Consider the following 22,859-nt stretch of genomic DNA (forward strand, 5'->3'; position numbering starts at 1 on the left):
ACAAAGTAAATGAAAATAATCGTAAATAATAACAACTCATTGGTTTCTATTTATACGGTTAGTTTATTGTTTCCAAATTAAAATCAAGTATGTAATTCCCGTCATTATTTTAACTAAAAATCATTAAAGGTTGGGCTGGTTATAAAAATCTTATATTTAAGTCTCACTAAACAATGTAGTCCCCTACAAATGGTATTAAAACCTATATTTTGGTTTCTCCTATATATGGCAATATGGGGCGTTAAGTCGCAAGACCTGCCGCCAATTCAAAACTATGCACCTTTAACCTATGCAGCAGGTAATCAAAATTGGGGCGTATCACAAGGCCAGGACAAGAGTATTTATATTGCGAACAATAGCGGGCTGTTAATGTATAATGGAACGAAATGGGTGTTATATCCATCCCCAAACGGCACCCCTTTAAAATCCGTAAGGGTTATTGGTGACCGTATTTATACGGGTTGTTATATGGAATTTGGATATTGGACAAGAGATGCATTAGGTCAACTGGAGTATGTTTCCATTTCTTCAAAATTGACCCAGCCAATAGAAGAGGATGAGCATTTCTGGACCATTACAAAATTTAATGATTGGGTACTGTTCCGTTCCTTGGACCGCATTTATAGTTATCACATTAAAAATGGTACAATTGATATTGTAAATGCCAAAACTACTAGGGCAACATTATTTGAAGTCGATAGAAGAATTTATTTTCAAAGCATTGGAAAAGGATTATTTACCGTGGAAAATGGTAGGTCTGTTTTGGTGTCCGATGATGATATTTTAAAAAATGATATTGTAGTTGGTGCATTTTCGTTTCAACAAGCAATTTTATTGATTACCGAGCAACATGGGTGTTATTTGCTCAGGGGCAATAAGTTGGAAAAATGGGCAACGGCCAATGATCCTTTATTATCTAACATAAAAGTTTATAGTACTTTAAAATTGCACGATGGTTCTATTGTTATGGGTACCATTTCAAAAGGACTATTTATTATCGATATGCGGGGTATAGTTACCGCGCATATAGACCAGGAACAAGGTATTCATAACAATACCGTTTTGTCCATGTACCAAGATATGGACAAAAATTTATGGTTAGGACTGGACAATGGACTTAGTGTAATTAATCTTGAAACGCCATTTAAGGAATATGTAGACCATGTTGGCGAGTTGGGTGTGGTTTATACGGCAATTTTATATAAGGATGTTCTTTATTTGGGCACTAACCAGGGGTTGTTTTACTGGTCCAATACGAATACGGATAAATTTAAACGTATTGAAGGTACACAGGGCCAAGTTTGGTTGTTGAAGAATATTGACGGCACCTTGTTTTGTGGGCATCATACTGGAACGTTCGTTGTGAGGGAGAATACCGTTGAGAAAATTTCCGATTACCCTGGTACATGGGATATTCATCCTATGCCCGGTACTGAGAATTTATTGTTGCAGGGAAATTATGAAGGTTTAAGTGTTTTGAAAAAAGTAGGCAATGATTGGACTTTTGAAAATGTAATTGATGGATTTGAAAGTTCAAGTAGGTTTTTTGAATTCGTAGATGACCATCAAGTATTGGTAAACCATGATTACAAAGGTATTTTTGATGTTAGGTTGAATTCAGATTACACAAAGGTTTTGTCCGTAAAGCAAAAAGATTCTAAAGGTACGGGGTCTAGTTTGGTAGCCTATCACGATGATTTAATTTATACTACTGTCAATGGGGTTTTTAATTACGACAAGAACGGCAATGAATTTCTTAGGGATACAGTTTTGAACAGCAAATTTTTTGAAAATGACGATGCTATTATTGGTGTACTTAAACCAACGGATAATAACGAAAGGTTATGGGGTTTTTCCAATGATAATATCATTAATGTATCTCCCGGTATAATGAACGGCAGTCCGGAACAGGTTAAAATACCCATTCCAAAATTTTTCAGAAACGGTATGGGGGTTGTGGGTTTTGAATCTATTGTGGGTCTAGGTGACCAAACCTATTTAATAGGTACTTCAAATGGTTATGTTACCCTTAATTTGGATAAAGTTTTGCCAAAATCATATTCAGTCTCAGTAACTTCGATTTCCAAGGAATTTTATGATGCGCCTAGTATTCATATACCTATAAAGGATAATACGCTATTTGATTATACCGAGAATAACCTGAAATTTCAATACAATGTTCCTGAATACGACAAATTTACCGAGGTTTATTACCAATATAAATTAAATGGATTATATACGGATTGGAGCAGCTGGTCAACGGTACCGGAAGTGTCTTTTAAAAATTTACCATTTGGGAACTACACCTTACAGATAAGGGCTAAAGTTGGTAATGCACTTGTAGATAATGTCGCTATGTATAATTTTAAAATTGAAAGACCTTGGTATCTTTCAATTTATGTCATAATTATATATGTATTATTGGGTCTACTCCTTTTAATAGTAGTTCATAAGCTGTATAAAAGCTTTTACAAAAAACAACAAGAACAAATTTTAAAAGCGAACAGAAAACGGTTAAAGAGAAAAAAGTTAAAGGCGCAAAAGAAAATTATTCAAATTAAAAACGAACAGCTGCAGGATTTGATAGAAAGCAAAAATAGGGAGTTGGCTATTTCTACTATGAGTATTATCAAGAAAAATGAATTTCTAAATGCAATTAAGGATAAATTAAAGGATGGCCCGGTAAATGCACAGATTAAATCGGTAATAAAAACAATAGACCGGAATATAAACAATGAGGATGATTGGAAATTCTTTGAGAATGCATTTAATAATGCGGATAAGGATTTTCTAAAAAAAATTAAAAGCCTTCATCCTGAACTGTCCTCAAATGACTTACGTCTTTGTGCCTATTTGCGTTTAAATTTATCTTCTAAGGAAATTGCTCCGTTATTAAATATATCGCTTAGAAGTGTAGAGGTAAAAAGATATCGTCTTCGCAAAAAAATGAATTTATTACATGAAGAAGGACTCACCGATTATATAATGAGTTTATAATTCCACATCAAAAGCAAAATATACCACAACATTACCACAACAACTGTTTTAAAACGCCTCATAATTTATATGGCAATACTCTTTGTTTTGCGTGTTTTATTGATGATTTTATTTATTTGACCGTTATATTTTGAGATGTATGTTTTTTGTAGGGGTAAATTTTTAGGATTTCGTAAATATGACTATTAATTTGCAGTTGAAACTATTATAAATATGACCTATACCGGTAATGTTTTCATTATTGGTCTAATGGTAGATTAAATAGTACTTATTAACTCCAAAAAACAAATTAGATTATGAAAAACTTAATGTACATGTTTGTGGCATTACTTATGGTGTTCGTCAGTTGTGAGGACGACGATAGCTTTGACCCTGGACCGCTTTCTAACCTCGCGGTAACATCCCAAGTAAGTGATGATGGCTCAGGAATTGTCACTTTTAAACCAACCGCAACCGGTGCTAAATCATATACCTATGATTTTGGTGATGGAACCACTGGAGAGTCCTTAACTGGATATATCTCTAAAACATATTCTACTACTGGTGAAAATACCTATACCGTAACTGTTACCGTTATTGGATTTGATGGTTCTACTCTAACGGAAACCTTACAGGTTACGGTGGATGTACCTGCTATGAATTCAGATTTGGTCAATTTAATAACGGACGGAAGTTCCAAAACTTGGTTTCTCGCTGCTTCTCAGCCAGGCCATTTGGGCTTGGGTCCGGCTAGGGAAGGAATTGATGGTGATTGGTGGTATCCTAAATGGTATTCTGCCCAAGCATTTGAGAAGTGTGGAAGTGAAATATCAGATTGTTTTTGTGATGACGAATTGACGTTTACCGTTAATAGTAGTGGTGAGGTAACTTATGTTTTGGATAATAAAGGTCAAACATTCTTCAATGTTGGGCATAAAGCTGTTGTTGGTGGAACCGCAGATGAGGATTACTGTTATGATTTTGATACTAGTGGGGAAAAAGAAGTGACTTTTTCTGCGGTTGAGGGCAATGTGCCAGAGGCCGAAACAACTGGAATGCAAATGGAATTTTCCGATGGTGGTTTCATGAGTTATTATGTAGGTTCTTCAACGTATGAAATTTTATCGCTCAGCGAAGATTTGCTTTATGTAAGAACATATGATTCTATGAATCCTGATCTTGCATGGTATATTCGTTTTACGGCTGCTCCTTCAACAGGTGGGGAAGAAGAGAGCTTAGAGACTATATATACCAATTTGGTCTGGTCAGACGAATTTGATACGGATGGAGCTCCGGATCCGGCTAATTGGACGTTCGACCTCGGTGCAGGTGGCTGGGGAAATGGCGAGGCACAGGAATATACGGATAGTCCTGAAAATGTAATTGTCGAAGATGGTGTATTAAAGATTACCGCACGTGGCACCGGTAGCGGTGGTGGTGTTCAATATTATTATGATGATGTTACCTTGGTCGCGGCCGGTGGGTCTACTTCAGTTGTGCAGGATTTTGAAGGTGCAGCGCCCGTCTTCACGGATTTTGGTGGGGCGGCAACAGCTGTCATAGAAAACCCTGATGCCTCTGGCGAAAATACATCTGTAACGGTAGCTGAATCCACAAAGAATAATGGAGCCGAAGTATGGGCAGGTTCGTTTTTTGATGTTGATGCTGCTTTAGATCTTAGTACATATACAAGTATGGAAATAAAGACTTGGTCTCCGGCAGTTGGGGCAGTGGTTAGATTAAAACTGGAAAACCAGGCCAATGCCCAAGAATTTTATGAGGTAGATGCAACAACATCTGTAGTAGAAAGTTGGGAGACGCTGTCTTTTGACCTAAGTGCTGCTCCGGCCTTTACATATGATAGGGTGGTACTGTTTTTTGATTTTGGTGAAAGTCCAACTGGTGGTGCCGCGTACACCTCTGCAAGGATTAAATCTGAAAACTTGTTTGAGTTTACGTATGGTAGGGTTGAAATTAGGGCAAAACTGCCTTCTGCCGGCGGTACGTGGCCAGCTTTATGGGCTCTAGGAGCTAATTTTGATGAAGTAGGTTGGCCAGTATGTGGTGAAATTGATATTATGGAACACGTAGGTAATAATAACAATACCATAAGTAGTGCTTTACATTATCCTGGAAACTTTGGAGGTACTGCCGTAGTGGGGGCTACTTCTGTTCCTACTGCTACTACGGAATTTCATAATTATACCGTAGAATGGACGCCAGATAGTATAAAATTTGTTGTTGACGGGGAAATGGTTCATAATAGCCTGGTGAATTCTGATACCACACCGTTTAATAGCGATTTCTTTTTAATTATGAACATTGCTATGGGCGGCACACTTGGTGGGGCAATAGACCCTGCTTTTACAGAAGATACTATGGAAGTGGATTATGTTAGGGTCTACCAATAGTTAGAACTAATTTTAATAATTAAGCCATTGAATTTAATTCAATGGCTTTTTTTGTATTTGATATCGATTGAACTGTGTAATGCCATCTTATCAATTTAATTTAAATATTGGTATTAAACACTTTTGTAGAATAGATTAATAAAATCAAGGAATAAAAAGAAAAAGAAAAAAAACGAAAAAAATAGTAAACAATATTGGTATTTTTTAATATTTTCGTTTGTCCGTCATCACTATTAAGACAGTAATTAGATTGTCAAAGATGATTTAACGTAATTATTATGAGACATCTTCGATTTAGTTTCTTTGTTTGTTTAAGCATGCTGTTACCGTTTGGAACGGTAATGGAAGCCCAGTCCGGTACAGATAGGCAAAGGGTGTTGGTGCTTACCGATATTGAGAATGAACCGGATGATGCCATGTCTTTGGTAAGGTTTTTAACGTATGCCAATCAATGGGATGTTGAGGGATTAGTGGCAACAACCTCCGTACATCAAAAAAATGAAATTGCAACATGGCGCATTTATGAAATCTTGGATGCGTATGCAAAAGTTAGGAAAAATCTATTGCTACATGAACCTGACTATCCAGAAGTAGATTATTTGAGGTCGGTCGTAAAGGAAGGTCGTGCGGATTATGGAATGAATGCCGTAGGTGAAGGGATGGATTCTGAAGGTTCCGAATGGATTATTTATGTGGTGGATAAGGATGATGAGCGCCCTGTGTGGATACAGGTATGGGGAGGGCCCAATTGTTTGGCTCAGGCATTATGGAAGGTAAAGCATACACGTACGGAAGAGGAACTAAATAAATTTGTTTCTAAAATCAGGGTCTACACCATATCCGATCAAGATGATAGTGGGCCATGGCTTCGAAAAACATTTCTAGATTTATTCTATATCGCTAGTCCTGGTTTTCATGCTTATGGGGGGTATCACCATGCTACATGGACCGGTATAAGTGGAGATAAATTTCATGGGCGGTTTGCCGGTGCGGATTTTGAAATTGTGGATAATCCTTGGCTGGACCGGCATGTACGAAGTAAAGGTCCCCTAGGGGCGGAATATCCCCATATGGATTATCTAATGGAGGGCGATTCCCCCAGTTTTATGTATTTGATAAACAATGGTCTTGGAAATCCCGATCACCCAAATTGGGGAAGTTGGGGTGGTCGGTACGAGTTGTATCGCCCTAGAACAGAAAAATGGTTTTTGGAACCGGAAACCAGGCCTTTATGGAACAATGCGCAGGATGAGGTTGAAGGTAACGACGGTAGTTGGCATACCAATAATAAAGCGACTATTTGGCGTTGGAGAGAAGCTTATCAAAATGATTTTGTTGCCAGAATGGATTGGACCATAAAACCTTATGAACAGGCAAATCATCCCCCAGTGGTAAAAGTGAGCAATAAAAAAATGATTACCGCTAAGGTTGGGGACCGTATAGATTTAAATGCGGAAAACTCTACTGATCCAGATGGTGATACATTGTCGTTCAAGTGGTTCTATTATGGGGAGCCTGGCACTTTTACCAAATCTTCTGGAAGAACGGCTATGCCGGTTACCATAGAAAATGCCCATAGCGCCAAAGCTTATTTGGTCGTGCCAAAAGGTGCCCTGTTGGGAACAATGCATATCATTTTAGAAGTTACGGATCAAGGAAGTCCTGCCCTTACGAGATATGAGCGTGTAATTATTAATGTAGAATCATAATCGTCAAAGTTAAAAAGTAAAAATAATCCTATTGCAAAATGCGGAATCTAAGCAGGTAAGTTTGTTTATATTTATGAAAATTTACTATTTATAAAAATATGGCATACTTACCGAATAAAAGAAGGGAAAAGATTATTGAGTTCTTAAATGAAGATGGTTCCGCAAAAGTAGTGGACCTCGCTAAATTGTTTAAAGTGACCGAGGTGACCATCCGCCAAGATCTGGAAAAGTTAGAGGCTCAGGGTTTGATTATTAGAGAGCATGGTGGTGCTTTTTTAAAGAATATGGGGGACCAGGTTCGCAATTTCTCCTTGGTCAACCAAGAGAACATGGAATTAAAAGAGATCATTGCGCAAAAGTGTTTGGAATTCATTGAGCCCGGTGATACCATTATTTTGGATTCCGGTAGTACTACAACGGAAATAGCAAAAAAACTAGTAGGCTTTAAAAACCTAACAGTCATTACAAATGCATTAAATATAGCAATGATGTTGGGAACGGAGCCGGATATTGAAGTAATTATGACCGGAGGGGAATTTAAGCCGCCAACGTTGTCCTTAACAGGCCAGAAAGCGGCAGATTTTTTCAAGGGATTAAATGTGCAGAAGCTGTTTTTGGCCACGGCAGGAATTTCATTGAAAGCAGGGCTGACCTACCCGAGCATCAGCGATTTAATTGTAAAAAAGGCCATGATAGATGCGGCGGATATAACGTATTTGGTTGCAGATAGTACTAAAATAGGTAAAAGTGCCCTAGCTAGTTTAGGTGCACTATCCTTGATAGACTTTATTATTACCGACTCGGGAATGGAGGATAAGGACAAGGAAGTGTTTAAGGATAATGAAATTGAAGTGATTTTGGCCTAAATGTCTTGGACATAAACAAATTATAAATGAATAGTAAATCATCAATGTTAAGTATTGGCGTAATTATCGGTAATCGTGATTTTTTCCCGGATAGTTTAGTGGAAAAAGCACGTGTGGAAATCATAGAGGTATTTTCAAAATTAAATTTAGAACCCATTTTATTGGATAGTACCGACACCAAACTTGGCGGTGTAGAAACATTCAAGGAAGCTCAAAAATGTGCTGAGCTTTTTAAAAAACATGCCAATGAGATTGTTGGGGTATTAGTGCTTCTCCCAAATTTTGGAGATGAAAAAGGTGTTGCAGATACGCTTAAACTATCAAATTTGAATGTTCCTGTTCTAATACAGGCATACCCAGATGAACTTACTAAAATGAATGTTGTTAACCGGAGGGATTCATGGTGTGGTAAAATATCGGTTTGTAATAATTTATACCAATATGGTATTAAGTATTCATTGACGAGTCAACATGTATCTTTTCCTACCGATGCTACCTTTCAACAAGATTTAAAAGATTTTGCTGCAGTTTGTAGGGTCGTCAAAGGATTGCGGAATATTAGGATAGGTGCCGTGGGTGCAAGACCCGGTGCTTTTAATACGGTGCGGTATTCGGAAAAAATACTGCAGCGAAATGGAATTACGGTGACAACGGTAGATTTGTCCGAAATTCTTGGGAAGGCAAATAAGCTTACCTTAAATGATGCTTCTGTAAAACGTCATTTGGAGTCGATCAATGCATATGTACCCCAAGGAAAAACGCCCAACGAGGCCATGCTCCAAATCGCAAAATTAGATGTGGTACTAAAGGAATTCATGGAAGAATATGCGTTGGACGCTACGGCAATTCAGTGTTGGACGTCCCTTCAACAGAATTATGGTTGTAATGTATGCACAAGCATGAGTATTATGTCCGAGAATATGTTGCCCTCTGCCTGTGAGGTAGATGTTACCGGTACGTTGACCATGTATGCCATGCAATTGGCTTCCGGATCGCCTAGTGCATTAGTGGATTGGAACAATAATTATGCAGATGACCCCAATAAATGTGTTTTGTTCCATTGTGGAAATTGGGCAAAATCGTTTTTACCGGATATTAAAATGGATACGGCACCGATATTGGGAACAACGGTAGGTGTTGAAAATACCTATGGTGCACTAGATGGCAGAACACCTGCAAATCCCCTTACCTACGGTAGAATTAGTACGGATGATCCCAAAGGGATAATCAAGGTCTATCTTGGAGAGGGCGAATTGACCGATGACCCCCTTAACACTTTCGGTAATAGGGCCGTGGCCCAAATTCCGGATTTACAGCATCTAATGAAATATGTCTGTAAAAACGGTTTTGAGCATCACGTGGTAATGAATGCATCAAAAACCGGTGCTATTCTAGAAGAGGCTTTGGGCAATTATATGGGATGGGAGGTTTATAACCATTCATCGTAGGAACAATATGTAGTTGAAGAAAATATGCATCTATGATCATGACGGATAAGGAACTTAAATTAAAATCGGTAATACTTAGAAGAAATCTTCTAAAGTATATTTATAAGGCTAAGGCGGGTCATACCGGCGGAAGTCTATCTTGTATAGATATTTTAAATGTACTTTATAACAGTGTTTTAAATGTAGATCCTAAGGATTTTGGCAACCCTAACAGAGACCGGTATATTCAAAGTAAAGGCCATTGCGTAGAAGCACTTTTTGCAACTTTGGCCGATCGTGGTTTCTTTCCTGAGTCCGATTTGGAAACCTTGTGCGCATTCCGCTCCCATTATATAGGGCATCCTACCAAAAAAGTTCATGGGGTAGAGCAGAACACAGGTGCTCTGGGGCACGGACTGCCTATTTGTGTAGGTGAGGCAATTGCGGCCAAATTGGACAATAAATCGCATAGAATATTCACCCTTTTAGGAGACGGTGAATTGCCGGAAGGTTCAAATTGGGAAGCGTTTTTAGCGGCATCTCATTATAAATTGGACAACCTGTATGCCATTCTTGATAACAACAAACAGCAAATTACGGGAGCTAACAATGAGGTGATGAATACAGATTCTATCCATGAAAAATTGGAGTCCTTTGGATGGGCTGTTAAAGAAGTGGATGGACATAACGTTGCGGAATTACAAGATGTCTTAGATAATGGGCCATTTGAAACTGGCAAACCAAATTTTATAATAGCCCATACGGTAAAAGGTAAGGGTGTCAGTTATATGGAAGGTGTCTTAAAATGGCATCATGGGGTGCCTAGCGAAGAGCAGTATGCCTTGGCACAACAAGAATTAAAAGAAGCGGAAGCATTAATCTAGGGTAGTATGGAACTGGATAGAATAGAGGATAATCGTTTAAAATTAGGGAAAGCCAACCAAATTGTTTTTGCCGAAACCTTGGAGCGTTTAGCGGCAAATGATAAGGCCATTGTCGTGGTCACCAGTGACTCCAGAGGTTCTGGAAAGCTGGTTCCTTTTGGAGAAAAATATCCACAACAGATGGTAGAGGTCGGTATTGCAGAGCAAAACTTGGTGGGCGTTTCCGCAGGTCTGGCATCTGCAGGCAAAAAAACCTTTGCGGTTTCCCCGGCATGCTTTCTAAGCGCTAGAGCTTTGGAACAGATCAAAAATGATGTTGCCTATTCAAACAACCCTGTTGTTCTGGTGGGTATTAGTGCCGGGGTAAGTTATGGTGCATTAGGTACTACACACCATAGTCTACATGATTTTGCGGCGTTGAGGGCCATTAATAACATAACCATTATAGCACCGGCAGATAATTTTGAAACGGAACAAGTGGTGTTAAATGCGGTAAATTTTGGCTCACCGCTCTATATACGATTGGGTAAAAAGAATATGCCTTCCTTAAATGAGGAAAACAAGAATTTTGAAATTGGTAAAGGGCGTGTCGTAAAGGAAGGAAATGACCTAACGATCATCGCTACGGGTGAAACCGTTTATCCTGCTTGGTTGGCTGCGCAGAAGCTTGAAGATCAAGACGGTTTAAGGGCCAAGGTCGTAAGTATGCATACCATTAAACCTTTGGATATTAGATTATTGGATGAATTGGGAGAAGAAGGTAAACCAATACTTACCGTAGAGGAACATATGGTACATGGCGGACTGGGCGAAGCTTGTGCCAGTTATCTGCTCCAAAACGGATTCAATAACCCTTTTTCACTTATTGGCATACCAGATGAATATACGGTTACAGGTTCTCAACTGGAGATATTCAATCATTATGGTATTTCAGGGGAGGGTATATATGCCAAATGCAGGAAAATGTTATTATCAACACAATAGGGATATGACTGGGCAACCTTTATATTTTAGACTTAAAAGCATTGCAGTACTATGTATTGTAATGTGCATAGCCGGTTGCAATAGAAATAATGAAAATGCGCCCAAAAAAATGGCAATAGTGGTGTCTACTTTAAATAACCCTTGGTTTGTAGTTTTGGGTGAATCTGCGGCAGAGAGGGCTAGGGAACTAGGTTATGAAACCACTATTTTCGATTCGCAGAACAATACGGCAAAGGAAGCGGAGCATTTTGAGAATTTGATCGCTGCAGGCTATAGCGCAATATTGTTCAATCCAACCGATGCGGAAGGCTCGGTTAGTAATGTAAATAGGGCCAAGGAAGCGGGTATACCAACTTTTTGCATGGATAGGGAGGTGAATTCCTTGGACGGTCCGGTTACACAGATTATATCGGACAGCTTTTCGGGCTGTGTAGATTTAGGACAGTATTTTGTTCGTCAATTGAACAAAAAAGGAAAATATGTAGAATTATTGGGACTGGTTGGTGATAACAATACTTGGAACCGTTCCAAAGGTTTTCATAGCGTAGTCGATCATTTTCCAGATTTGGAAATGGTAGCACAGCAGAGTGCGGATTTTGATAGGAGCAAAGCAATGGAAGTGCTTGAATCCGTAATGCAGTCGCACCCGGATATCGATGCCGTATTTTGCGGTAACGATGCCATGGCAATGGGTGCTTACCAAGCCTTGGTCTCTGCAGGTAAGGCAGATAGTGTAATGGTTTTTGGATTTGACGGAGCCCAAGACGTTATGGATGCCATTAAACAAAAAAAAATTAAGGCGACAGCCCTTCAATCCCCTAAATTCATTGCACAGACCGCTGCGGAGTTGGCGGACAAGTATCTTCAAGGGGAGCGTGATATGGATAGAAAAATGCCCATAGCGGTTGAGGTGATTACCCAGGATAACATAGGTGAATTTGAGGCTTATGGCAGCGAAAACTGATATGAAAAAACCGATCAAATTTTTTATTATCGCCGTGACATTGGTCTTGGTGGGTTATAATTCCGTTTACTTTGAATCTTTGGATGTAAAGAATACGGCCAAAAATGCCGGCGTTTTTAATCCGGTTGAGTTTGTTAATCAATTTATGGGGGCCAAACTTCCCAATTTACCGGCAACAGATGCCAACGAACTCATAGGTTCCCTAGAATTGGATTTAGTGGGCTTTACTGCCGAAAAAGGACGCAAAATGGGAATTAGCAATGACTACTATTTTGTGGTGGAAGGCACCGGGGAGGTACAGGCCATTGAGGATGAAAATGTAATTCTGTCATTAATAGGTAATTCAAATAATAAAATAAGGATTGCAACGGATTTTATATTTGGCAATACAATCAGGGAAGCTACCGCCATTGCCAATATTGGTGATTTTCAAAATACTATGGATTTCAATGCAATATCCATGGCATTGAACGATAAGGTAAGAACCACTATTGTACCGCCTTTCTCCAAAGAAGTTAATATAAAGGATACGGTTTATTTCAAAGGAGGCGTAAAGGTAAATACCAAGAACCCAACATTGAAAAATCTTAGGGTTATTCCCTTAATCCTCAACATTGAATAAATAATGGAAGAGGACAACATTATATTACAAGCGGTCAATATCACCAAAAAATTTGCTGGTGTAACCGCTCTTGACAATGTTTCTATCAATGTACATAAAGGTAAGGTCAATGTAATAGTTGGTGAGAACGGTGCAGGTAAATCTACCTTAATGAAAATTTTATCTGGTGTTTATCCTGAATATGATGGCACACTTTTGCTGCAGGGCGAACCGGTTAATTTTTCCAACCCTAAGGATGCCATGTCCAAAGGCATTGCCATTATCCATCAAGAACTGAACTTGATTCCATATTTAAGCATTTCGGCCAACATATTTCTAGGAAGGGAAATTGTGGATTCCCTTGGCTTGCTCGATTTTAAAAAAATGAATGCCATTACCAAACGTTTATTGGAGCGCGTTGAATGTAATGTTCCTGCCACTACTTTTATATCTAGTTTAAGGGTAGGGCAACAACAGCAGGTAGAGATAGCAAAAGCCCTTTTGGAAGATGCCAAAGTGGTGATTATGGATGAACCCACTTCTGCTATTACAGATGCGGAAGTCGAAGTATTGTTTAGGATTATAGCTTCGTTAAAAAAACAACAGGTATCCATTGTATATATATCCCACAAATTAGATGAACTGTTTCTTATCGCGGATAGGTTTGTTGGTTTAAGGGATGGTAAAATGGTAGGTACTATAGAGAATGCTGAACAAGGCACAAAAGATGACTTGATCAGGCTCATGGTAGGTAGGGATATCACAAATTTATATATAAAGGATACTTTGCCTTTAGGCGATGAGATTTTTAAGGTGGAAAATATTTCACTTCCCAAGCCTTCCAATGCATCCCAGTTTTTGGTTAACAATGTCAGTTTTTCACTGCGCAAGGGCGAGGTGTTGGGGGTATTTGGACTTATGGGGGCCGGTAGGACAGAATTGCTCGAAACACTTTTTGGATTGCATAGCGAGCGCATGAGCGGTTCTATTTTTATAGACGGCAAAAAAGTGGATATACGTTCCGTTAAGGATGCAGTAGCCAATGGTATGGGTCTAGTACCGGAGGACAGGAAAAAAGATGGACTGGTACTATCAATGCCTATTTATAAGAATGTAAGTATGGCCAGTCTAGATCAGGTCATTGATAACGGTTTTATTAATAACAGGGCAGAAATTGGATTGGCGAAAAAATATATAGCGGACCTTAAAATAAAAACTCCATCACAAAACGAACGTTCCAAAAATTTAAGCGGGGGTAACCAGCAAAAGGTAGTTTTGTCCAAATGGTTGGCCACTACACCCAAAATATTATTTCTTGATGAACCAACCAGGGGAATCGATGTCAATGCCAAAAACGAAATTTACCACTGGATCAATACTTTAGCCAAAAGGGGCTTGGGGGTCTTGGTGGTATCATCAGAACTGCCCGAGATCATGGCTATATGTGATCGGATCATTGTTATGGGGAAATCAAGGATAACGGGTGAGTTCACTAAAAATGAGGCTACGGAAGATATTATTATGAACGCGGCAATTTTATGATCAAATGAATATAAAAACAACCCTGATAAGATTTCAGTCCATCATTGCGCTCTTAGTACTTTGTATAGTACTATCGTTTATGTCGGATAAATTTTTAACCCCTGAAAATGGATGGAATATCATGCGTCAAATTTCGGTCAATGTATGTATTTCCATTGGAATGACACTTGTCATTCTTACAAGGGGCATTGACCTGTCCGTTGGATCAATTTTAGCTTTAAGTGGTGCGGTGGCTGCCGGGTTGTTAAAGTATGGTATAGATGTTCCGTCCTTGAACTTATTTATTGGGTTTACCGTTTTTGGAGCTATTTTGGGCGGTTTATTCGTTGGTGGTGGCTTAGGTGTATTCAATGGATGGATGATTACAAAATTTAAAGTTCCTCCATTTGTTGCCACATTGGCCATGCTTACTATTGCAAGAGGGGCAACCATGTTATGGACCGGTGGATTTCCAATAACCGGATTAGGTGCACACTTTGCATTTATTGGTACAGGTTGGTTTTTAGGTATTCCCATGCCTGTTTGGATAACCGCCATATTGGTCGTAATAGCCGTTATCGTAACCAACAAGACAAAGTTTGGCAGATATATTTATGCTATTGGAGGTAATGAAAGTGCAGCACGTTTATCTGGGTTGCCCATCAATAAAATTAAGATTTGGGTGTATACCATAGCAGGCATTTTAGCGGCGGTTGGGGGTATTATTCTTACTTCGCGCTTAGATTCCGCGCAACCTAATGCAGGTTTTAGTTATGAGCTGGATTCTATTGCTGCGGTGGTTATTGGAGGAACTTCATTATCTGGCGGAAGAGGCTCAATTTTGGGAACCGTTCAAGGGGCTTTGATTATTGGGGTACTCAATAGCGGATTGGTATTATTAAACGTATCGCCTTTTTGGCAACAGATCATTAAAGGTTTTGTAATCTTACTTGCGGTTATTTTGGATCGTATAAACCACCCTAATGAAGAATAATTTTTTTAAGGGTTGTAAACACCTATATTTTTAATACATATGACCGCATCTTATATTTTATCCGTAGATCAAGGTACCAGTGGTACCAAAGCTATCATATTTGATGTTGATGGTAATATTATTGTCAAGGCATTTGAGCCTTTACGTTCCTATTATCCGTCACCCGGTTTTGTGGAGCAAGACCCAGAAGAGATTTATCAAAATGTGCTTACAGCAGTTAAAAATTGTTATTCTAAATTTTTAGAGGAATTAAATGGTGCGGATTATACCTTACTGTCATGTGGAATATCTAACCAACGGGAAACTTTTGTGGTCTGGGACAGTTCTGGCAAACCCTTGTACAATGCAGTAGTATGGCAATGTAAAAGGTCTGCTGATATTTGCGATGAATTAAAAAGGCAAGGTTTGGAAGAGATGGTGAATTCAAAAACGGGACTGACCATTGACCCTTATTTTTCCGCTACTAAAATGATTTGGTTGGTTGACCACGTACCGGCCGTATCCCTAGCTTTACAAAGAAAAGATGCCTTTTTTGGAACAATAGACACTTGGCTCCTTCATAAACTTTCCGGTCATCAGCATTATGCTACAGATCACACCAATGCTTCTAGAACGTTATTATATAATACATATAATTTGAGATGGGATGATGAATTGTTATCAAAATTTGGATTGATAAACCTTAACCTTCCTAAGGTGCAAAACTCGGCATATAAGTTTGGTACTTCTGATTTTAATGGAATTTTTCATGAAAAAATTCCTATTACGGGAATAATTGGGGATTCTCATGCCGCATTTTTTGGTGAAGAATGTTTTGAAATTGGTATGGCCAAGGCCACTATGGGTACCGGTTCATCTATGTTGTGGAATACGGGAGGTAAGGCTGAGCAGAGTGGTAACGGTATACTGACAACCGTTGGTTGGAGTTTGCCAAATCAGCTACATTTTGCTTTAGAAGGTGTTATCGTAAGTTGTGGTGCTACCTTAGAATGGTTAAAAAACCAATTAGGACTATTTGCCGGTCATGAACAAATAGAAGCTTTGGCTACTTCAGTTTCAAGTAATGAAGGCGTTTATCTTATTCCGGCGTTTAGCGGTATTGGTGCACCACATTGGCAAAAGGACTGGAAGGCTTCAATACATGGTATTACCTTTGGTACTACCAAGGCTCATTTCGTACGAGCAGCTTTGGAATCCATAGCATATCAGATTAAAGATGTGGTTCTTGCAATTGAACAGGAAACTGGGCAACCACTAAGAGAACTTCGGGTAGATGGAGGTATTACGGCCAATGGTTTTTTAATGCAATTTTTGGCCAATGTACTTCAAACACCGGTTACTAATATTGGTATAACCGATGTTTCTGCAAGGGGAGCGGCCCTGATCGCCGGTATGGGTGCGGAATACTGGAAAGAAATTAGTGATCTGCCTAAAGCTTCATATGAAGACTTTAAAAAATACGAACCTAAAATATTGAACAAGGACATGGTGTCTGCGTATGAAACTTGGCAAAGGTTATTAATTAACAAGAAAGAATAGTGCTCATATCTTGCTATTTCATAGTGACCATAGTTTATTCAAATAAATGCTTTTAACCTTATTAAAAGTGGAATTTTTTCTTAATGTAATGTTAAGTGGTGTATTTTTGGGTAAAATAGCACATAAACTGGATAATTATATTGATTTATAAACAATATATGTTTTAGACCTTTGTCATGTATAATTGCTAAGAATTTAAAACATGAAAAATATAAAATTTTATCCAACGGTTTGGCAAACAATTCCTTTCTCCTTAGATATGTTAGATATTTGGAAGAAAAAAACCAAGAAGAAAACAAAAGTAAAGAATTAGGTCAATGACCATAAAATAACAAAAATGAAAAAGCCCCTGTTAAGGGGCTTTTTTAATGTAATTTTTTTAACAATATGGGCTATGTGTTAAAAGTTAAACAATCCCTATAAGGGCTAAAAAAGATCCTACTGCAACTACCGCCAAAAATGCGTTCATTGCAATAATGAGAATGGATAGATAAGTATCTACCCCCGTTTTAAATGATAAATCGTTCATAACATTACCTACTTTAAAGTTATATATCTTAAAGTTAGCCGATATTTCCAAATTTAATCGCACAAATGTTGTAAAGTCCTACAAATTAGATGTAAAGCCTTACTTTGTTGTGGTGAGATGAAATCTATATGGTACATAAACGGAGATACGTAGCATTATATCGAACTTTTGACCGAAGCTCTTAAATTTTAGCTGGGTAGATTATCGTAATAATGGCTAAATTTTTTAAATCCATCCAAACCAGTCTGCCAATCCTGCAAGGGGTATTGCAATTAAAATACCTATCAGGCAGGCAATCATCAATTTTAAAAATCCGTTTAGCATTTTAACTCCTGCTGTAATTTCTTTTTCCATGATCATAATTCTATAGTTCTGTACTCAAGATATGAATTATGGGCTAAGTTGCTGTGGAATAAGTGGATAAATCGACCAAAGTTGAAAATTATCTTTGTAAAGTAGTATTATGCAAAAAGCCTCCATAGGTTGATCTATATATTTTCATCGACCTATTTTTAAAGATTATCCTTCCGTTTTAAACACATTATTTGGAAGTAAGGTATGTATTGTTGCCATAATTTTATCGGTAGCTCCACTTTCCTGATGAATGAATTTTTTATTAATGGATCCGGTATTCCTGCGTAGGTCAATATCTTCAAAAAAACGGTCTACGTTGAATTTAAAATCTTTAAAATTGTGTACGGGGAGAACTCCTTTAGCCGCAACTAAATTTTCAGCTTCAATAAATCCTTTATAATGAGGCCCAATGAGGACCGGTATGCCAAAAACCGCGGGTTCCAACGTATTGTGTAATCCTGTGGCGAAGCCTCCGCCCACATATGCAATGTCCGCATAACTGTATATTTTGGTAAGTAATCCTATGGTATCTATAATAAGGACATCATAATCCTGTATTTGCGCGTTATTAAGTTCTGAATAACAAATTGTAGGTTTCAGTATGGCCTTTTTAATTGAATCTATATGGGAGGCTTTAACGGTATGTGGGGCAATAATGAATTTAATGGGCAATTGACTTTGGTTGATATAGGCCGTGACGAGTTCTTCATCTTCTGGCCACGTACTGCCACCTACAAAACAAAATTTGCCCTTTGTAAAGGTATCCATGAAAGTCAAATTATTGTTGCGTTTTAGTATTTCCATAACCCTGTCAAATCTTGTGTCTCCAGTTATACTGACATTGCTATGGCCAATTGAATTCAATAAGGTTTTTGAATCTGTGTTCTGAACAAAGAAATGCGTAAAATTAGCAAGTGCTTTTCGCATAAACGACCCATACTTTTTAAAATAGATCTGCTCTTTTTTAAACAGTGCGGAAACTAAAATGGTAGGTATTTTCTGTTTGTTCAACATACGTAGATAATTGGGCCAAATTTCATATTTGATAAAAATGGCCAACTCCGGATTCACCGCTTTAATAAATTCTGATGCGTTATGTTTGGTGTCTAATGGTATGTAACAAATAACGTCAGCAACGTTACTGTTTTTTTTTACTTCATAACCAGAAGGGGAGAAAAAACTAAGAACCAATTTATGTAAAGGAAAATCCTTTTTCAATTGTTCTATGATTGGTAACCCTTGTTCAAATTCTCCTAATGATGCCGCATGTATCCAAATAGTACGATCGTTCTTGGCGATGTTATTTCTTAGTAGCGCCATACTTTTTTTACGACCGTTTACAAAAAGAGCAAGTTTGGCACTAAATGGTGCTGCCAGTGCCAATAGACCAGTAGCGATAATGCCGATAAGATTGTAGAGAAAGGACAAACTGTTACTTTTGCGCTAAATTACGTTTCTTTCGATAAAATTAGTGTCGGCCGTTTCGTATTTTTGTAAGACTTCACGTAATTCCATAGAATGAAAAAGATACAAATGGTAGACCTTAACGGGCAATACCAAGAAATTAAGGAGCAAGTAAATACAGCCATTGCTGAAATTTTGGAAACCTCTGCATTTATTAACGGCCCAGAAGTTCATGCGTTTCAAAAAGAACTTGAAGACTATTTAAATGTAAAACATGTCATTCCATGTGCCAATGGTACGGATGCTCTTCAGATTGCTATGATGGGTCTGGGATTAAAGCCCGGTGACGAGGTCATTACCGCAGATTTTACATTTGCCGCCACTGTAGAGGTCATTGCACTTTTGCAGTTAACGCCTGTTTTGGTTGATGTTTATCCAGATACTTTTAATATTAATGTTGAGGCTATTGAGAAGGCCATAACTCCTAAAACAAAGGCAATTGTACCTGTTCATTTATTTGGTCAATGTGCCAATATGGATGCTATAATGGCTTTAGCCAAAAAACATAATTTATTTGTAATTGAAGATAATGCACAAGCAATAGGGGCAAAGTACTATGCCAGTGACGGCACTAAATATATGGCTGGTGGCATAGGGCACGTAGGCGCTACCTCTTTTTTTCCTTCCAAAAACTTGGGTTGTTACGGGGATGGAGGTGCTATTTTCACTAATGATGATGATTTGGCACACATAATTAGGGGTGTTGTAAATCATGGCATGTATGAAAGATATCATCATGATGTGGTAGGGGTCAATTCTAGGTTAGATGCTATCCAAGCTGCTGTATTACGCGCAAAATTACCCAGGTTAAATGGTTATTGCGAAGCAAGAAGAAATGCGGCACGTGCCTATTCAAAGGCATTTGAAGGTCAAAAACATATTATTACGCCAAAAACGGTTACCCATTGTGACGGTATTTGTGACATCTGTGAATGTCATGTATTCCATCAATATACCTTACGTATTACGAATGGTAAGCGAGATGCCCTGGTTCAATACTTAAACAAGATCAATATACCTTGTGGTGTCTATTACCCTATTCCCCTACACAGACAAAAGGCATATGCAGATGAGCGCTATAAGGAAGAGGATTTTCCGGTAACCAATCAATTGGTTACGGAAGTCATTTCCTTACCAATGCACACAGAATTGGATAGTGAGCAGATTAACCATATTACGGATATGGTTATCGGGTTTGTTAATGAATAGCAATCAGGTTTCTTACTTTTGAACAACGCAGAAATAGAATTAAATGAAAATATTAGTTACAGGTGGATTAGGTTTTATAGGTTCTCATACCGTTGTTGAGCTTCAGGAAAAAGGGTTTGAGGTGGTCATTATCGATGATTGCTCCAACTCTGATGAACAAGTTTTAAACGGCATTACGGCCATTACAGGTAAGAGGCCGGAATTTGAAAAGATTGACCTAAAGGAGAAGGATAAAGTAGAGGATTTCTTTAAAAGACATCAAGATGTAGCAGGTGTTATACATTTTGCGGCGTCCAAAGCGGTTGGTGAAAGTGTTGAAAAACCGCTATTATATTATGAGAACAACATAGGTACGTTGGTCTATATTTTAAAGGAACTGTGCAAGAAGAACAAGGCTAGCTTTATCTTTAGTTCATCCTGCACGGTTTATGGACAGGCCGATAAAATGCCAATTACGGAAGACGCACCGGTAAAGGTCGCAGAATCCCCATACGGCAATACCAAGCAAATGGGCGAGGAAATTATAGCGGACACCTGTAAGGTAACCCCTGGATTAAATGCTATTGCCCTAAGATATTTTAATCCTATGGGTGCACACCCTAGTGCTGAAATTGGAGAATTGCCAAAAGGTGTTCCACAAAATTTGGTACCCTTTATCACGCAAACAGGTATTGGACTAAGGGACCAACTCGCTGTTTTTGGTGATGATTACCCTACTGAGGACGGTACATGTATAAGAGATTATATCTATGTGGTCGACCTGGCAAAAGCGCATGTGGTAGCCTTGGAGCGTTTATTGGATGGAAAAAATGCTGATTATTACGAAGTGTTCAACGTGGGCACGGGTACAGGAAGTTCAGTCTTAGAGGCTATACAAAGTTTTGAGCGTGTATCCGGAAAAAAATTAAATTATAAAGTAGTTGATAGGCGTCCTGGCGATATTACCACTGCATATGCGGATACTACAAAGGCAAATGAGATTTTAGGTTGGAAATCTGAATATACTTTGGATGAGGCCATGAAATCTGCATGGGTGTGGGAACAGAAGATAAGAGACTGAATTTAATGGATTTTGCACTAAAAATAAGGGGAAATATAGCTATATTTCCCCTTATTTAATTTATATCTCGCTGCATATGAAAACTATTTTTACATTTTTATCATTATTGACTTTTGCATTGGTCAATGCCCAGGACACCTATTTACAATGTGGAAAAATCGTGGATATTGAATCTGGCAAGGTACTTTCGGAAAAAACAATCATTGTATCGGGAAACAAAATTAAGGGAATAGAAAATGGATTTGTTACGGGGTCATCCTCAGATGAACTTATTGACTTAAAGGATAAAACCATATTACCAGGTTTTATTGATATGCATGTACATATTGAGAGCGAGTCCAGCCCTTCGCGCTATTTGGAAAGATTTACCAAGAACGAGGCAGATGTTGCTTTTCAATCTACTGTCTATGCAAAAAGAACTTTAATGGCCGGATTTACTACCGTTAGGGATTTAGGTGGGTCAGGGGTAAATATTTCATTAAGGGATGCCATAAATAAAGGAATAGTCGTAGGACCAAGAATATTTACTGCCGGCAAGTCCTTGGCAACTACAGGGGGACATGCAGATCCTACCAATGGTACGCGTAAGGATTTAATGGGTGATCCAGGGCCAAACGAGGGGGTCGTTAATTCTCCAGAAGATGGAAGGAAAGCGGTTAGACAGCGCTATAAGGATGGTGCGGATGTAATTAAAATTACTGCAACTGGCGGAGTATTAAGTGTGGCAAAAAATGGACAGAATCCGCAATTTACCCTTGAGGAAATTAAGGCGATTACAGAAACTGCAAAGGACTATGGTATGCTTACCGCTGCTCACGCCCATGGAGATGAAGGTATGCAAAGGGCAATAAAAGGAGGTATAAAAACCATTGAGCACGGCACCTTAATGTCTGAGGAGACCATGGGCTTAATGGTGGAATATGATGCATATATGGTACCAACATTATCCGCTGGAAAGGAGGCTGCTAGATTGGCTGAAATTCCAAACTATCTGCCGCCCGTAGTAGCCAAGAAAGCTTTGGAAATAGGTCCTAAATTAGAAGCGACATTTGCCAAAGCTTATAAGAAGGGTGTTAATATTGCTTTTGGTACGGATTCCGGGGTGTCGCCACATGGAGAAAACGCAAAGGAATTTATATATATGGTCAAAGCAGGTATGCCAATTATAGAATCGTTAAGGTCTGCAACCATCACCAACGCCAAACTGTTAGGAGAAAGTAAATTAGGTTTGATAAAGGAAGGTTTTATTGCGGATATTATAGCGGTCAATGCTAATCCAATAGAAAATGTGGAAACCTTGACCAATGTAATCTTTGTTATGAAAGAGGGTGTAATCTATAAACAATAGCCGCCAAGCTATAGATTGT

At 38.5% G+C, this 22,859-nt stretch carries 18 protein-coding genes; 15 read left to right on the forward strand and 3 right to left on the reverse strand.

Annotated elements, in window-relative coordinates:
* Positions 1-225 precede the first annotated feature (225 nt).
* The 12 genes from JM81_RS14310 (at position 226) to JM81_RS14365 (ending at position 16,876) form a co-directional block, all read left to right on the forward strand.
* A complete protein-coding gene (locus tag JM81_RS14310) occupies positions 226-2,997 on the forward strand; it encodes a triple tyrosine motif-containing protein (RefSeq protein WP_144804452.1) in 2,772 nt (923 codons plus the stop codon).
* A gap of 296 nt (positions 2,998-3,293) precedes the next feature.
* A complete protein-coding gene (locus JM81_RS18535; RefSeq protein ID WP_222430309.1) occupies positions 3,294-5,387 on the forward strand; it encodes a family 16 glycosylhydrolase in 2,094 nt (697 codons plus the stop codon).
* A 278-nt stretch (positions 5,388-5,665) separates the two neighbouring features.
* On the forward strand, positions 5,666-7,096 hold the full coding sequence (locus JM81_RS14320; protein ID WP_144804455.1) for a DUF1593 domain-containing protein: 1,431 nt from the start codon (positions 5,666-5,668) through the stop codon (positions 7,094-7,096).
* Between the two features lie 98 nt (positions 7,097-7,194).
* Positions 7,195-7,962: a DeoR/GlpR family DNA-binding transcription regulator gene (locus JM81_RS14325; RefSeq protein WP_144804457.1), complete on the forward strand. Its 768-nt coding sequence runs from the start codon at positions 7,195-7,197 to the stop codon at positions 7,960-7,962.
* Between the two features lie 26 nt (positions 7,963-7,988).
* Complete coding sequence (locus JM81_RS14330) at positions 7,989-9,410, forward strand: L-fucose/L-arabinose isomerase family protein (protein WP_144804459.1); 1,422 nt, start codon at positions 7,989-7,991, stop codon at positions 9,408-9,410.
* Positions 9,411-9,442: 32 nt separating this feature from the next.
* Complete coding sequence (locus JM81_RS14335; protein WP_222430310.1) at positions 9,443-10,273, forward strand: transketolase; 831 nt, start codon at positions 9,443-9,445, stop codon at positions 10,271-10,273.
* A gap of 6 nt (positions 10,274-10,279) precedes the next feature.
* Positions 10,280-11,257: a transketolase family protein gene (locus JM81_RS14340; RefSeq protein WP_144804461.1), complete on the forward strand. Its 978-nt coding sequence runs from the start codon at positions 10,280-10,282 to the stop codon at positions 11,255-11,257.
* A 4-nt stretch (positions 11,258-11,261) separates the two neighbouring features.
* Positions 11,262-12,221 carry a D-ribose ABC transporter substrate-binding protein gene (locus tag JM81_RS14345; RefSeq protein ID WP_186435583.1) on the forward strand — a complete coding sequence of 320 codons (960 nt, stop codon included), beginning with the start codon at positions 11,262-11,264 and terminating at the stop codon, positions 12,219-12,221.
* Positions 12,205-12,843: a DUF2291 family protein gene (locus JM81_RS14350; protein ID WP_144804463.1), complete on the forward strand. Its 639-nt coding sequence runs from the start codon at positions 12,205-12,207 to the stop codon at positions 12,841-12,843. Before JM81_RS14345 ends, JM81_RS14350 begins: the two co-directional genes overlap by 17 nt.
* A gap of 3 nt (positions 12,844-12,846) precedes the next feature.
* A complete protein-coding gene (locus JM81_RS14355) occupies positions 12,847-14,364 on the forward strand; it encodes a sugar ABC transporter ATP-binding protein (protein WP_186435584.1) in 1,518 nt (505 codons plus the stop codon).
* A gap of 79 nt (positions 14,365-14,443) precedes the next feature.
* Positions 14,444-15,337 (forward strand): ABC transporter permease, encoded by an 894-nt coding sequence (locus JM81_RS14360; RefSeq protein WP_261375073.1) that lies wholly within the window; start codon positions 14,444-14,446, stop codon positions 15,335-15,337.
* Positions 15,338-15,376: 39 nt separating this feature from the next.
* Entirely contained in the window at positions 15,377-16,876 is a 1,500-nt protein-coding gene (locus JM81_RS14365; RefSeq protein ID WP_144804465.1) for an FGGY family carbohydrate kinase, read from the forward strand.
* Positions 16,877-17,282: 406 nt separating this feature from the next.
* On the opposite strand, the gene JM81_RS18635 is transcribed toward JM81_RS14365, so the two are convergent.
* The 3 genes from JM81_RS18635 to JM81_RS14370 all read right to left on the reverse strand — a co-directional run bounded on the left by JM81_RS18635 (position 17,283) and on the right by JM81_RS14370 (position 19,187).
* Complete coding sequence (locus JM81_RS18635; protein WP_261375074.1) at positions 17,283-17,405, reverse strand: hypothetical protein; 123 nt, start codon at positions 17,403-17,405, stop codon at positions 17,283-17,285.
* 225 nt (positions 17,406-17,630) lie between these two features.
* Positions 17,631-17,759, reverse strand: a complete 129-nt coding sequence (locus JM81_RS18640) for a hypothetical protein (protein WP_261375075.1) — start codon at positions 17,757-17,759, stop codon at positions 17,631-17,633.
* Positions 17,760-17,924: 165 nt separating this feature from the next.
* The gene (locus tag JM81_RS14370) at positions 17,925-19,187 is read right to left on the reverse strand and encodes a 3-deoxy-D-manno-octulosonic acid transferase (protein ID WP_144804467.1); all 1,263 of its coding nucleotides are present in this window, start codon (positions 19,185-19,187) and stop codon (positions 17,925-17,927) included.
* Between the two features lie 90 nt (positions 19,188-19,277).
* Here JM81_RS14370 and JM81_RS14375 point away from each other — a divergent pair, with 90 nt between their 5' ends.
* The 3 genes from JM81_RS14375 (at position 19,278) to JM81_RS14385 (ending at position 22,840) form a co-directional block, all read left to right on the forward strand.
* Positions 19,278-20,432 carry a DegT/DnrJ/EryC1/StrS family aminotransferase gene (locus JM81_RS14375; protein WP_144804469.1) on the forward strand — a complete coding sequence of 385 codons (1,155 nt, stop codon included), beginning with the start codon at positions 19,278-19,280 and terminating at the stop codon, positions 20,430-20,432.
* 43 nt (positions 20,433-20,475) lie between these two features.
* Positions 20,476-21,492: a UDP-glucose 4-epimerase GalE gene (galE, locus tag JM81_RS14380; RefSeq protein WP_144804470.1), complete on the forward strand. Its 1,017-nt coding sequence runs from the start codon at positions 20,476-20,478 to the stop codon at positions 21,490-21,492.
* Between the two features lie 76 nt (positions 21,493-21,568).
* A complete protein-coding gene (locus JM81_RS14385; protein WP_089259248.1) occupies positions 21,569-22,840 on the forward strand; it encodes a metal-dependent hydrolase family protein in 1,272 nt (423 codons plus the stop codon).
* Positions 22,841-22,859: the final 19 nt, after the last annotated feature.

It is taken from the genome of Maribacter sp. MAR_2009_72 (genome assembly GCF_007827235.1).
GTDB lineage: Bacteria > Bacteroidota > Bacteroidia > Flavobacteriales > Flavobacteriaceae > Maribacter > Maribacter sedimenticola.